15 protein-coding genes are annotated in these 13,917 nt (G+C 50.0%); 13 read left to right on the top strand and 2 right to left on the bottom strand.

Annotated features, from left to right (window positions below; all coding sequences use genetic code 11):
• Position 1 precedes the first annotated feature (1 nt).
• Both mnmH and B0B12_RS19405 read right to left on the bottom strand, forming a co-directional pair.
• Complete coding sequence (gene mnmH / locus B0B12_RS19410; protein ID WP_076672368.1) at positions 2–1,030, bottom strand: tRNA 2-selenouridine(34) synthase MnmH; 1,029 nt, start codon at positions 1,028–1,030, stop codon at positions 2–4.
• Between the two features lie 2 nt (positions 1,031–1,032).
• Positions 1,033–1,746 carry a pyridoxine 5'-phosphate synthase gene (locus tag B0B12_RS19405; protein WP_076672367.1) on the bottom strand — a complete coding sequence of 238 codons (714 nt, stop codon included), beginning with the start codon at positions 1,744–1,746 and terminating at the stop codon, positions 1,033–1,035.
• 167 nt (positions 1,747–1,913) lie between these two features.
• Here B0B12_RS19405 and B0B12_RS19400 point away from each other — a divergent pair, with 167 nt between their 5' ends.
• From B0B12_RS19400 to bamA, 13 genes are all read left to right on the top strand, one after another.
• Positions 1,914–2,375, top strand: coding sequence for a GatB/YqeY domain-containing protein (locus tag B0B12_RS19400; protein WP_076672366.1), 462 nt, complete (start codon positions 1,914–1,916; stop codon positions 2,373–2,375).
• Between the two features lie 103 nt (positions 2,376–2,478).
• The gene (locus B0B12_RS19395) at positions 2,479–2,997 is read left to right on the top strand and encodes a CvpA family protein (protein WP_076672365.1); all 519 of its coding nucleotides are present in this window, start codon (positions 2,479–2,481) and stop codon (positions 2,995–2,997) included.
• 177 nt (positions 2,998–3,174) lie between these two features.
• Positions 3,175–3,684 (top strand): hypothetical protein, encoded by a 510-nt coding sequence (locus B0B12_RS19390; protein ID WP_076672363.1) that lies wholly within the window; start codon positions 3,175–3,177, stop codon positions 3,682–3,684.
• Positions 3,685–4,137 carry a type II toxin-antitoxin system RatA family toxin gene (locus B0B12_RS19385; RefSeq protein ID WP_076672362.1) on the top strand — a complete coding sequence of 151 codons (453 nt, stop codon included), beginning with the start codon at positions 3,685–3,687 and terminating at the stop codon, positions 4,135–4,137. It begins immediately after the preceding gene.
• Positions 4,138–4,283: 146 nt separating this feature from the next.
• Positions 4,284–4,856 (top strand): anthranilate synthase component II, encoded by a 573-nt coding sequence (locus B0B12_RS19380; protein WP_076672360.1) that lies wholly within the window; start codon positions 4,284–4,286, stop codon positions 4,854–4,856.
• Between the two features lie 42 nt (positions 4,857–4,898).
• On the top strand, positions 4,899–5,675 hold the full coding sequence (locus B0B12_RS19375) for an alpha/beta fold hydrolase (RefSeq protein ID WP_076672358.1): 777 nt from the start codon (positions 4,899–4,901) through the stop codon (positions 5,673–5,675).
• On the top strand, positions 5,672–6,337 hold the full coding sequence (locus B0B12_RS19370) for a CBS domain-containing protein (protein WP_076672356.1): 666 nt from the start codon (positions 5,672–5,674) through the stop codon (positions 6,335–6,337). Before B0B12_RS19375 ends, B0B12_RS19370 begins: the two co-directional genes overlap by 4 nt.
• Before the next feature lie 8 nt (positions 6,338–6,345).
• The gene (locus B0B12_RS19365; protein ID WP_139337845.1) at positions 6,346–7,734 is read left to right on the top strand and encodes a BamA/TamA family outer membrane protein; all 1,389 of its coding nucleotides are present in this window, start codon (positions 6,346–6,348) and stop codon (positions 7,732–7,734) included.
• 15 nt (positions 7,735–7,749) lie between these two features.
• Positions 7,750–8,637 (top strand): NAD kinase, encoded by an 888-nt coding sequence (locus tag B0B12_RS19360; protein ID WP_076672354.1) that lies wholly within the window; start codon positions 7,750–7,752, stop codon positions 8,635–8,637.
• A gap of 123 nt (positions 8,638–8,760) precedes the next feature.
• Positions 8,761–9,762: a DUF6089 family protein gene (locus B0B12_RS19355; RefSeq protein ID WP_076672353.1), complete on the top strand. Its 1,002-nt coding sequence runs from the start codon at positions 8,761–8,763 to the stop codon at positions 9,760–9,762.
• A 49-nt stretch (positions 9,763–9,811) separates the two neighbouring features.
• Positions 9,812–10,618, top strand: coding sequence for a type IX secretion system protein PorG (gene porG / locus B0B12_RS19350; RefSeq protein WP_076672352.1), 807 nt, complete (start codon positions 9,812–9,814; stop codon positions 10,616–10,618).
• Between the two features lie 60 nt (positions 10,619–10,678).
• Positions 10,679–11,422: an undecaprenyl pyrophosphate synthase gene (locus B0B12_RS19345; RefSeq protein WP_076672351.1), complete on the top strand. Its 744-nt coding sequence runs from the start codon at positions 10,679–10,681 to the stop codon at positions 11,420–11,422.
• A gap of 8 nt (positions 11,423–11,430) precedes the next feature.
• Entirely contained in the window at positions 11,431–13,911 is a 2,481-nt protein-coding gene (bamA, locus tag B0B12_RS19340) for an outer membrane protein assembly factor BamA (RefSeq protein WP_076672350.1), read from the top strand.
• The last annotated feature ends 6 nt before the right edge of the window (positions 13,912–13,917 follow it).

Raw genomic sequence — 13,917 nt, 5'->3', positions numbered from 1 at the left:
ATCAGATCAGTTGATGCTGTTTTGCGAATTCAATTACCTGCAGTGCGTTTTCTGCAGGATCTATACCTTGCAGTTGAAGGGGCAGCACCTGCTGCTTTTTAGCCAAGTCGTAGGTATAGGCTTTGTCGTAGTAGGTGAGGGCAATATCGACCATCTTCTCCATGTCGCCAGTAGCGATCGCCTCGAGCGCTTCCTTGGTGGACAAGCCACCCAATCGCTTTTTAATTTTAAGGATGGCTGCCTCCAACAGGGCTGGGTCAGTGCGGCAGTATTCCTCGGCGAGTTTCCGGATGCGTAGTTGCTTCGGCACCTCGAGCACAATAGTTGGGGCCTGCTGCATCCGGTCATACAAAGTCTTCGGCACTTGCACCTTACCGATGCTGAGACTCTCGTCCTCGAGCCACAGCGGCTGTTGGGTATTCAGTTTTAGCAGAGCCATACCCAGCAGGTTCTCGAAATGCTCTGTGCTCGGCTGCGGCGCCATGCCTATACTTCCGAAGGCAGAGCCCTTGTGACTGGCTATACCTTCCAAATCAATTACCTGTTGCCCGTGTTGCTGCAGGCAGGGAAGCAGGTCAGTTTTGCCGCTGCCGGTATGGCCGCTGAGCACAAGAAGCGGCCGTTCCCGCTCTATCAGTTCGTGCATGTACTGGCGGTAGGCTTTGTAACCACCCTGCAGCAGGTATACCCGAAAGCCCGAGAAGTCGAGCAGCCAGGCCATGGCCCCGCTGCGCATGCCTCCGCGCCAGCAGTGCACGAGCAGTTCTTTCTGTGGCGCCAGCTTTTCGGCCTCCCGCACAAACCCCGACATCTTCGGCCCGAACAGGTCCAAGCCGATCAGCACCGCCGGGTCGTGCCCCTGCTGTTTGTAGGCCGTGCCAACTTTGGCCCGCTCCTCGTCTGAGAAAATGGGGAAACTGTGTGCCTGCGGAATGTGACCGATGGCAAATTCTTTGGGTGCGCGAGCGTCCAGCATCGGTAGCTGCTTCGCTTTCTCCAAAAACTCCGCTATGGGGATGCTGTTGACCACCGTTATTTGAGTTGGCGCAGGTATAACTGAATCGTGTTTTCCAATCCCAGGTATAGCGCGTCACAAATCAGCGCATGGCCGATGCTCACTTCTAGAAGGCCCGGCAGTGTGTCTTTCAAATACTTAAGGTTATCCAGGTCCAGGTCATGGCCAGCGTTGAGTCCGATACCCAGTTCCTGTGCTTTTTGGGCTGCCACCAGGTATGAGCGAATGGCTTCCTCGGGGTTGGTAGGGTAGCCTTTGGCGTATGCCTCAGTATAGAGCTCCACCCGGTCGGTGCCAACAAAAGAAGCTCCTTCGATCATTCTTACATCCGGATCCACGAAAATAGAGGTGCGTATACCTAGTTCCTTCAACTCGCCGATCACATCCGTCAGAAAGTCCTTGTGCGTGAGCGTGTCCCAGCCGGCGTTGGAGGTGATGGCGTCCGGAGCATCCGGCACCAGGGTAGCCTGTGCAGGGCGTACGTCCTTCACTATTTTGAGGAAATCGGGGGTAGGGTTACCTTCGATGTTGAACTCTGTGGTCACGACTTCCTTCAGGTCATACACATCGCGGTAGCGGATGTGGCGCTCGTCGGGACGAGGATGCACGGTTATACCTTCGGCTCCAAATCGCTCGCAGTCTTTGGCCGCCTGCACCACGTTGGGTCTGTCGCCCCCGCGGGCGTTCCGAAGCGTGGCTATTTTGTTTATATTTACACTGAGTTTGGTCATGGGTATTATTTTAAGGCCGCTAAGCCGATTGACATTCTATATGTACGGAAGGACTAAATTAGTGGAATTTTGAATAAGATGATAACCTATACCTTTTGCCGTAGTAGTGTATAAAGTACGAGGCGGGGCATGCGCCGTGAGCCGATAACCATAAACAAAATAAAACCATGAGTTTAAAACAACGCATAGAAGCCGACATCAAGCAGGCGATGCTGGCAAAAGACAAAGCCCGCCTGCAAGCATTGCGTAGCATCAAGTCGCTCATCATGCTGGCCGAGACCGAGAAGGGCGGGACAGAGGGCCTGAGCCCGGACATGGAGATGAAGCTGCTGACAAGAGCCGCTAAACAGCGCCGCGAGTCTGCCGAAATATACGCCAAACAGCAGCGCGCCGACCTGGAACAGGTAGAATTGGCAGAGCTTGCCGTGATCGAAGAATACCTGCCCGGGCAACTCGACGAGGGCGACCTGCGCATTCGTCTGCTGGAGATCATTCAGCGTGTCGGGGCAAGCGGCCCGTCGGATCTGGGCAAAGTGATGGGCGTTGCCTCCCGCGAGCTGGCTGGGCAAGCCGATGGACGTGCCATTTCCAGAGCCGTAAGCGATTTGCTGAATAATACAGATTTCTAAGATCGGTTTTTTGCAGTGCGCAGACTAGCGTGAATGCAGCAATTGCACTATATTTGAAGGCAGAGGCGACAGGTGTTCGCTTCTGCCTTTAATTTTCTATCCTGTGAGTACCTTCGACATTTTCCTGGCTATACCTATCGCAGTAGGTGCCTTTCTGGGTTTCCGCAAAGGACTGCTGCTTGAGCTGATTTCGCTGTTTGCGCTGGTGCTGGGCATTTTGCTTGGCCTCAAACTGCTAGATTCCGGCCTGCCCATCATGAAAGAGTACATTGGCGATGCCGGTGGACTGCTGCCTTTCGTCACGTTCCTGGTCATTTTCGTAGCCATTATCCTGGGCGTGCGCGTACTGGGCATCCTGCTCAAAAAAGTGATCGATTTCACGCCGTTCGGTATGTTTGATAATATACTGGGTGGTTTGCTAGGCGCCCTGAAATGGACCCTGGCCCTGAGCCTGTTGCTCTACGTGTCAGAAATGGCAGGTATAGCCATCACCCCCGAAACGGCTGCGGCTTCCACTGTATACCCATTTGTAGTCAAAACCACCCCCTACGCGCTCAGCGTGTTGAGCTATGTGATGCCCTTTGTGAAGTCGATGCTGCTGTCGCTGAAAGAGCATTTTTAATGTGCTAATGGGTTAATTTTTTAAAGTGCTAATTGTGATTTGAAAATGTAAGGATTTGAAGCTTTGAAGATGATGGAGGTTTATAAGAAGCATGAAAAGCAGAATCTAATGCATCAAACAACCTTTTGGCGACAGTTGCATGATTTGGATGTTCATGCCTAAGAATAATAAGCGCTAGTGAGCAAGGTCGGTAATCATACCATCAGAAGTATCGATTCTTCTATTGAGATCAATGGTAAGCCTGAAATAATTTGGGATAATATTACCAATGTTAAAATCGAACAATTCTCTGACCCTTACATCTTCAAATTATTAGACATTCCTAAGCCGTTAAGAGCTGAAGTGCTTTCAGAAGGGAAAGGAGGAAAGCGTATTGCCTATTTTGATACAGGTAAAAGGTTTATACAAGAGATCACCGTCTGGCAGCCTTTCGAGGAGTACTCCTTTTTATTTAATCCAGAAAAGGGCTTTCGGGTTGGTTATTTTTTTGAGCTTTCTGAAGGAGTCTTTAGAATTTTATCAGGTGCTTACTTTTTAACCTATAGCGGTAGCAAAACTACATTGCGGCTTAAGACCGAATACAGTATCGATAACAGGTTTTACCTTTTGTTCAGTCTCCCTGTAAATATTATTTTAAAGGCCTTTCAAAGGTATTTATTAAATTCAATCAAAAAGAATTCTGAATAAATGGGCTCTGTGAAATTTTCACAATCAATTACTATAAAGGCGGCAGCAGAAAAAGTGTTTGATTACACACAGGACTATAATAAAAGACTTGTATGGGACACCTTCTTAAAAAGAGCAGAGTTAGTTGAAGGAGCTATAAAAGCAGACAAGGGAATTAAAGCATACTGCGTAGCTCACAATGGGATAGGTATGGAGACAGAATATGTTTCTTTTTACAGACCTAAAGTAACAGCAGTAAAAATGACAAAAGGGCCATTTATGTTTAGTTCTTTCCTGGGCTCATGGACGTTTAAAGAAATTAGTAAGCACGAAACAGAGGTAGTATTTTTATATTCATTCACTCTAAGGTTCCCTTTTACCATTATAGGAAAACTTATCAAAAGGAATCTTCAAAGCAATGTAAGGCAGCGGCTTGTTGATTTAAAGAACTACCTTGAAAAAGAGGGTGCTTAGGTATAACCATAACTTCTGGTCGTATTAAGTTCTTATCTCATTTTACAAACCCTGTAGCCGATTGCTTCATCTCCAAATCTCTACATTTTCAAATCTCCACATCCACACCAGCACATTTGCACATTAAAAAATCAGCACATTTAAAAATGCTTCTACTGCTCGACAATTTCGACTCCTTTACCTACAACCTGGTCGACTACTTTGGTCAGCTGGGGGTGGAGGTACACGTGGTGCGCAATGAGGTGGGGCTGGAGGAGATCATGGCGCTTCCGATTACAGGCATCGTGTTATCGCCCGGGCCGGGAGAGCCGCAAAAGGCAGGCGTGATGATGGATGTGATCCGGCATTACCACGACAAGGTGCCAATGCTGGGCATCTGCCTGGGGCATCAGGCGCTCGGTCAGTTTTTTGGTGCCCGCCTCGCTAAAGGTATAAAGCCCATGCACGGCAAAATATCCGAGATCATTTGTGAGCCTGATCCGCTGTTTGCCGGGCTGCCCTCGAAAATGCCCGTTGTGCGCTACCATTCGCTGGTTCTCAACCAATGGCCCGACAGCATCGTGCCGCTTGCGTATACTGCCGAAGGCGAACTCATGGCCTTCAGGCACAGCACCCTGCCGCTGTATGCGCTGCAGTTTCACCCAGAGGCCGCGCTCACGACTTATGGGCTCGACATGCTGAAAAACTGGCTTGATTTTGCTAATATTGCAGGTCGGTAACAGCCGGATTTTTACAACACATTACTTTTAGGATTAACAGGAATGAATCTACAGGTTAAACACGAAGGCGAATTTCAGTACATTGAAGAGGGAGAAGGAGAAGTATTGCTGTTGCTGCACGGCTTATTCGGAGCCCTGAGTAACTGGAACGGCGTTGTGGACCATTTCTCTAAAAGCTACCGTGTGGTCATTCCGCTGATGCCTATTTACGAGATGGCGCTTCACAAGGCAGGCGTGCCGGGGCTCGTTTCTTTTATAGAGGATTTTGTTAAATTTAAGAAACTGAACGACCTGACGCTGCTTGGCAACTCCTTGGGCGGGCACGTGGCGCTGGTCTATACCTTAAAAAACGCCGCCAAAGTAAAACGCCTTGTGCTGACAGGAAGCTCCGGCCTTTTCGAAGACTCCATGGGCGGCTCGTTCCCGAAGCGTGGCAATTACGAATATGTGAAGGAGCGCACGGCCTATACCTTCTACGATCCGGCCACTGCTACCAAAGAACTGGTGGACGAAGTGTTCGACATCACGAATAGCAACGCCAAGTGTCTGCGCATCATAGCCATCGCCAAATCGGCGCAGCGGCACAACCTGGGCAAAGACCTGGAGAACATTCAGGTGCCTACGCTGTTAATATGGGGACTGAACGATACGATTACGCCGCCGCTGGTAGCACACGAGTTCAACCGGTTAATCCATAATTCCGAACTTTATTTCATCGACAAGTGCGGACACGCGCCCATGATGGAACATCCGGAGAGATTTAACAGTATCTTAGATAAATTTTTGGCCAAAACAGAAGCAGGGGAAACAGCCACATGATTGCAGAAGAACTCATCAACCAAATGATACCGCCGCTCAAGCTTTACGACACTGTGGAGAAGGCTTTGCGATGGATGGATGAGTTCCGCGTAAACGAACTGCCCGTGTCCCGCAACCGCAAGTACATGGGCCTGGCCACCGAAACCAACCTGATCGAACTGCCGGACCGAAGCCAGACCCTGGACCAGGTTACGCTGGAGTTTCAGGATGTTTTTGTGATGCACCACCAGCACTTTTACGATGTGATGGAGGCTGCCATCAAAAACAAAATTCAAGTGGTGCCCGTGCTCGACGAGGAGCAGGACTACATGGGCATCATCACCATCAACGACACACTGGCCGCCTTCGGGCAGATGTCGGCGCTACAGGGGCAGGGTAGCATCCTGGTGCTCACCATGCCGGAGCGTGACTACTCCCTTGGCCAGATCAGCCGCTTGATTGAGGAGGACAATGTCAAGATACTGAGCGCCTATGTGTCGCCGGACGAGGTGGACCCTTACAACATCAAGCTCACGCTAAAACTAAACACGTCCGATCTTACCCGTATCATCGCTACGCTGGAGCGTTTCGAGTATCGGGTGACGGCGCAGTTCCAGGATGGGGCCAAGTACGACGTGGGCCGCGACCGCCTGGACATGCTTTTCAAATACCTGGACATATAGCCCCGTCCGTGATTCTGCGCACTTTCCTGCTGCTGTGCTTGAGTTTGTTCTGCCATACCTTGGCGGCGCAGTCCTGCCAAACCGCGTCAGTCGTTATCGATAGCATTGGCTTCGAAGGTAATGAGGTCAGCAAAAGCCGGATGCTCCTCTTTGAACTCAACATTGCCCCCGGCGACACGCTGCTGACGGCTGATCTGGAAGAGAAGCTGGAGGAAAACCGGCGAAGGCTCTTCAACCTGCGGCTTTTTCACGAAGTCGGCTATACCTATACCTGCCGGGAGGGGCTGGTAAGTGTGACCTACACCATGCAGGAGCGCTGGTACTTATACCCTATACCTATCTTTGATTTAGCCGACCGTAATTTCAACGCCTGGCTCGAGCGCCGCGACTGGGACCGGGTCGATTATGGCATCAACCTGATCAGGCGCAATTTCAGAGGACGCAATGAAGAAGTGCGCATCAGGCTGCAGCAGGGCTTTAACAAACGGCTGGAGTTTACCTACCGCGTGCCTTACGTAAGCCGTGCACACAAGCTGGGTATGGATTTCGGGATAGCGGACTACCGTAGCCGGGCCATCGACTATCGCACGCTCAATAACCGGCAGCGTTTCTTTGTGCAGGAGAGCGGCGTGCCCATTCAGCGCACCCTGCTCACGACCGGCCTCACCCACCGGCAAAGCGTTCAGCGGCAGGAGGGACTGCGACTAACGTATGTGCAGGAACAGGTGGCTGATACGGTGTTGGCGTTAAATCCGGAATATTATACTGCGGATAAACAGGACAGGCAGTACCTGCGACTGGAATTAGCGAAAGTAATAAACCTACGCAACTCCTTCGTATACCCGCTCACAGGCAGTTACTTTGAGGCAATCGTTGCCCAAACCTTCTTTTTGAATGGAAACGGGGCGCCCATCACCACTTTGCGCGCAAAGTATGTAGATTATCACCATCTATCAGGCAAATATTATTATTTTGTGGGTGGCGAAGCACAGGCCCGTTTCTCGAAACAGTATGCCTATGCTGATAACGTGGCGCTGGGCTTTCGGTCGCTGGTGCGGGGCTACGAACTGCAGGTAGTGGGTGGACAGCACTTCGGCTTGTTTAAGCAGGGGCTTACCCGGGAGCTTTTCCAGCATGAAGGAGTGCACCTGAAGTTTATCAAAAGCCCCAAGTTCAACAAAGTGCCGCTTGCCCTGTATGCCAATGTGTTTACCGATGCGGGCTATGTTATTGATGAGGAGTTTGAGAAAGGCAACCCACTGGCTAACCGGTTCTTGGCAGGCATAGGGGCGGGGCTGCACCTGGTCACTTTCTATGACTTTGTGTTCCGGGCCGAATATACCGTCAACCGCGAGAAGACGGGTGGCTTTTACCTGAGCGGCCGCTTCCCTTTTTAATGAAACAGAAGACATATGAAATTTGCTATACTAGGAAAGCCTTTTGAAGAAGAATACGGGCCTTTTATACAGAACCTGTTTGATGAACTGCTGCGCCGGAATGCCGAGGTGCGGGTGGTAGAGCACTTTGCCCTTTTTCTTCAGAATCGTATCAACTTACCGGAGGACGTCTCCACTTTCACCCGAGGCGACAGCCTGGCGGGAGTTGACTTTGTGCTGAGTCTGGGTGGGGACGGAACGCTGCTGGACACGGTGACGTATGTGGGTGGGCTTCAGATTCCGATCCTTGGGATCAATACTGGCCGGCTCGGCTTTTTGGCCACCATCGCGCACGACAGCATCAACCTGGCGTTGGATGCCCTTTTCAAAGGCCACTATACCTTCGACGACCGTGCTTTGATTCGGGTGGATTCTGATCTGGAGATATTTGACGGCATCAATTTTGGTCTCAACGAGTTTAGTTTGCTCAAGCGCGATTCCTCGTCCATGATAGTTGTGCATGCGTATATAGATGGGGAATATTTGAACACATACTGGGCCGATGGACTGGTGGTGGCTACCCCAACCGGATCGACAGGCTACTCGCTTAGCTGCGGCGGTCCGCTGGTGCTGCCTCAGACCAACAATTTCGTAATTTCACCCGTATGCCCTCACAACCTGAATGTGCGGCCCATGATCGTGTCAGACCGGAGTGTGATCTCGTTTGAGGTAGAAGGGCGCAGCAGTACGTACCTCGCCTCCCTCGACTCGAGGTCTGTGCCAGTGGACATGTCGGTTCAGATTGCGGTGCGGCGCGAGAACTTCGTAGCACGGCTAGTCAAACTGCATCATGTAAATTTCCTAACCACCCTGCGTGGCAAATTAAACTGGGGTCTTGATAAAAGAACAAATATTTTCAGGTAAATTATATTCAATATTTAATATACATATTTTTATACCAGAAAATTATTTCTATTTTTGTCACAAAGGTTTAATTTGGATGGATTATCGCCTTGCTGGAATACGCTTAAAAGAAATTGGTTCGCTATGAAGAAATTTACTACGCTGTTTTTATTATTTACTGTTGTGCTCGTTACGGTAGCCCTAGAGGCTGAAGCACAGCGTTTTACGAAGCGAAAGCAATATGCCACAGTGGGCATACAGCTGGGTGCTTCCAACTACTTTGGCGACCTGGTGCCTCAGCCTGACTTTACGAGTATGCGCCTAAAGTCAACTCGTCCGAGCATCGGCATCAACTATACAAAACGCCATTTTCCGCGTATCTCCTCACGTATCGCTTTCAACTGGAACCGGATCGCGGGTGATGACGCCAAAGCAGCCGGGCCCGATGAAGGGGAGAACTTAGGCCGTTACAGACGTAACCTGTCCTTCCGCAACGATATCAAGGAGCTGAGCGCCGTAGCCATCATAGACCTTTTCGAAAACCGCCACTACTACCGTCGTCGTCCTGACTTCGTACCTTATGGTTTCCTGGGTGTGGCAGTATTGCACCACAACCCAAAGGCGTATTATGAAAACGGTTCGCATCCAGGCCTGTCGCCTGACAAGGATATCCCTTCAGGCTGGTATGCACTGCAGCCGCTTGGCACAGAAGGTCAGTTTGTAGACCAACCGGGAACTGTGAGTGACCCTTACAGCCGCGTGCAGATTGCCATTCCGTTTGGCCTTGGCGTAAGATACAAGCTGGACCGTAACTGGGACTTCAGCTTCGAGGTAGGTTGGAGAGCCACTTTCACAGACTACCTGGATGACGTAAGTACTGCCCACGTAGACAAGGATGTACTGCTTAGCGAAGGTAACCGCGTAGGCAATCGCAATGCCTCTGTTATTTTCTCTGACAGAAGTGCTGAGTCAGGTTTCACAAACGACCTGATCACAGAGCCTAATGGATTTAGCCGACTGCGCCCATACGGTACAAGCAACAACCGCACGCGTGGTAACAGCTCCGACAACGACTGGTATATCCAAACCAGCTTGGGTGTTAACTATATCCTGAATCCACGTATAAGAAGACCTAAGTTCAGATAATATAACGGAGTGTAGCGCGTTGTTTTCCTAAACTCCGAAACAAGTTTACATGACTTTGAATACATTTAGACAGACGCTCCTTATTTGTGTACTACTGCAAATTGGGAGCGTCTTTTTATGCCATACAGCTAAGGCACAGCTGCAGCAGATCAAGCCAGTGACTACCAGCGAGATTGGTTTTGGTATTGGCGGCGCTAATTATGTTGGGGAACTATCGCCAAATTACCGTTTCCTAAACAACCAGCCGGCCATGACGATCTTCTATCGTCATGATATATCTGCTCCTATTACTTTGAAGGCTGCCTTCATGGGCAGTCACCGCATTTTCAACGACAAAGCTTTTAAGGACGGGTCGCAGAACCTGCCGCACCATGATTGGCGCGATGCGGAGCTGAAACTGAGTATGCTGGAGTTTTCGTTAGGTATAGAATACAACTTCCTAGATTACTATGCAGATATCCGTCAACCGCACCGGGTGTCGCCTTATTTCTTCCTAGGGGCGGCCCTGCTTAACTTTAACCATCAGCTTTCTCGTCAGGGCGACGTAATGGAGCCATTCGACAATAAGTTCACGGTTACAATTCCTTTTGGGGTAGGGGTGAAGTATGCTTTGAGTAAGCACTGGAACCTGGGTCTGGAATTTGGCCCACGCTTTATGCTTACCGACAATCTGGATTATCTACAGGAGAGTGGTTCCGGGCTGCTGGCCACTGACCTGGGAGCCAGTAATTCCAAGTCGTATGTTAATCCCTTTGATAAGGATATGTACTTCTACAACGGTATAAGCCTCTCTTACACGCTATACCGTCTCAATTGCCCACCTGTCTACAAGCGCAAAGCCGGAATACTAGATTAACCCGCTAAAATTTCATTAAATTATCTTGCTTTTTGTAACTTGCAAGGAAATTGTGGTTTAATGAATTTTAGGGAACAAGTAGATTTAGACAATTTGCCAAGACACATTGCCGTTATCATGGACGGAAATGGGCGTTGGGCAAAGAAACGGGGCGGCCTGCGAATTTTCGGTCATCAAAGTGCCATCACAGCTGTTCGCGAAACAGTAGAGGCTGCTGCGGAGATGGGTGTCGAATACCTTACCCTATACGCCTTCTCCACCGAAAACTGGTCGAGACCCGCAACCGAGGTTTCTGCGCTGATGCAGCTGCTGGTATCTACTATCAGAAAGGAAACCGCCACGCTGAACAAGAATAATATCCGCCTGCAAACGATCGGGAATACGGAAAGCCTGCCGAAGGCCTGCCAGAAAGAACTGTTCGAGGCAATCGAGATAACAAAGGGTAACACCCGCATGACGCTGGTGCTGGCGTTAAGCTACAGCGGCCGTTGGGATATAGCCCAGGCCATGCAACGTATTGCGGTTGAAGTGGGTCATGGTACTATAGCACCAGCTGATATCAGTGAGGCCACTATAGCGCAGCACCTTTCCACGGCAGGTATGCCAGATCCCGAACTGCTGATTCGCACAAGCGGAGAGCAGCGCATTAGTAACTTCCTGCTTTGGCAGCTGGCTTATACGGAGCTCTACATTACAGAGCTTCTCTGGCCCGATTTCCGAAAGGAGCACCTCTACGAAGCCATTTGTGCCTTCCAGAGAAGAGAACGCCGCTTTGGCAAGACAAGTGAACAACTAACAAAGTGAACATATTAATGACTAGATGCATCTGGGTGTTTGTGTTTTTGCTAATAGCAGGCACAGCTTCATCACAAGTTCTGAATAACCGGACACAGAGCAATACGATAGACTACGCCCAGCCCCAGCAGTACCGCATCGGCGGGATCGAGTTTACAGGTATCAAATTCCTTGACCCTACCGCACTAACTGGTATTATAGGCCTTAAGGTTGGTGACGAGATCACGGTACCGGGCGAGGACATCAGCCGTGCCATTCAGAAGCTGTGGGACCAGGGCCTTCTTGGAGACATCGAGGTATACGTAACCCGCATCGAAGGAAACCAGATCTTCCTGAACTTCGATTTGAAGGAACGCCCGCGTCTGTCTCGCTTTGAGTTCAACGGTATAAACAAATCGCAGCAGGATGCTCTGCGCGAAAAGATCAATCTCATCAGGGGTAGGACAGTAACAGATGCTGTGCTCAACCAAACGCGTAACGTTATCCGCAAATATTACGCTGAGAAGAGCTACCTCAACGCAAAGATCAATATTGTGCAGCGACCTGATTCGCTCATTCCGAACAGTGTGGTGCTGAACATTGACATTGACAGAGGTGATAAGGTAAAAATAGCCGAAATCAACTTTGAAGGCAATGAGGCTTTTACGGACAAAAAGCTGCGCCGCCAGTTGAAGAAGACAAAGGAGAAACGCCTTTACAAGTTATTCACTTCTTCGAAATTCCAGCGTTCGGAATACGAGAACGACAAGCAACTCCTGCTCGACTTTTACAATTCGGAAGGTTATCGTGATGCGATCATCGTGTCAGATAGTGTCTATAACGTAAGCCCTGACCGCTTGGGAATCCGCATTGTGGTGGATGAAGGCAACCGCTACTATTACCGCAACATCACTTGGAACGGGAACTACCTGTACGATGACGACTATCTGACGCGTTTGCTGGGCATCAACAAAGGCGATGTCTACAACAAGCAGGAACTGGACAAGCGCCTCAACTATAATCCGGGAAATATAGACGTGTCGGCCCTTTACCAGAATGACGGCTACCTGTTCTTCAACATCGACCCGGTTGAGATGACGGTAGAAGGCGACTCAATAGACATTGAGATGCGTGTATCGGAAGGTCCGCAGGCTACGATCAGCAAAGTGACGGTGACAGGCAACACCAAAACGAGTGACCATGTGGTACTCCGTGAGATCCGTACCTTGCCTGGTCAGAAGTACAGCCGCGACGACCTGATTCGCTCCCGAAACGAACTGGCGAACCTGGGTTACTTTGACCCGGAGACGATCGGGCTGAACCCAATGCCAAACCCGGAAGAAGGAACAGTAGACATTAACTATACCGTGACGGAGCGTCCGAATGACCAGATCAGCCTTTCAGGAGGTTGGGGTGGCCCGATTGGTGCCGTAGGAACGGTAGGCCTTGCCCTGAACAACTTCTCTACCCGTAAGCTCTTTAAGTTGTCGGAGTGGAGACCATTGCCAAGCGGCGACGGACAGCGTCTTTCGCTCAACGTGCAGGCAAACGGTCGCTATTACCAGTCTTACTCTTTCTCCTTTACAGAACCATGGTTGGGTGGCCGTAAGAGAAACGCCCTGACAGCAAGCGTGTTCAAGACTGTGCGTCGCGATCCTAGAGAGGAGCTTGACAGCCGACTGAATGTGGACGGTGCAGCACTGAGCCTAGGTCGCACTTTGAACTGGCCGGACAACTACTTCCAGTTGAGCCATAGCCTGAGCTATAACCGCTATACCTTGAGAAACTTCAACCTGTTTGGTGGTTTCAACAATGGTACTTCAAACAATATTTCTTTGAATACCACGCTGGCTCGTGTGAGCATTGATAACCCGACTTTCCCAAGAAGGGGCTCCAACCTCTCACTGTCACTGAACCTGACGCCTCCATACTCATTGTTCTCCGATAAGCGGAACAACTTCGAGTATATCGAATTCAATAAATGGATGCTTGACGCTTCCTTCTTTATGAATTTGGCAGGGAATTTGGTATTGAACACCCGAGCGCACTTCGGCTTCCTGAACAGCTACAGCTCCAAGACAGCCATAGGTCCTTTCGAGCGTTTTAGATTGGGCGGTAACGGCTTGATGGGAGGTGCCAACTTCTTTGTAGGAACTGAATACATTGGTCTTCGTGGTTATGATGACGAATCGGTTATCAACAACTCTGACCCGACTCTTATAAATACAGGAGGCATTGCCTATAACAAGTTTGTGTTGGAGGCAAGGCAGTTGATCTCTCCTAACCCGGGAGCTACCATTTATGGTCTGGCCTTCCTGGAAGCAGGAAATAGCTTTGGATCATATGACCGATACGATCCGTTTAAACTGTACCGCTCCGGTGGTGTGGGTGTGCGTATCTTCATGGCGGCCTTTGGTCTGCTGGGCTTCGACTACGGTTGGAGATTCGACGATGTGCCAGGACGCCCAGATATGAAGCGTGGCCAGTTCCACTTCATGATCGGACAGCAGATACGATAATGAATT

Origin of the sequence: Pontibacter indicus, assembly GCF_900156345.1 — a bacterium.
In the GTDB taxonomy this organism is placed as follows: Bacteria; Bacteroidota; Bacteroidia; order Cytophagales; family Hymenobacteraceae; genus Pontibacter; species Pontibacter indicus.
This window is presented reverse-complemented; position numbering and strand designations above follow the sequence as displayed.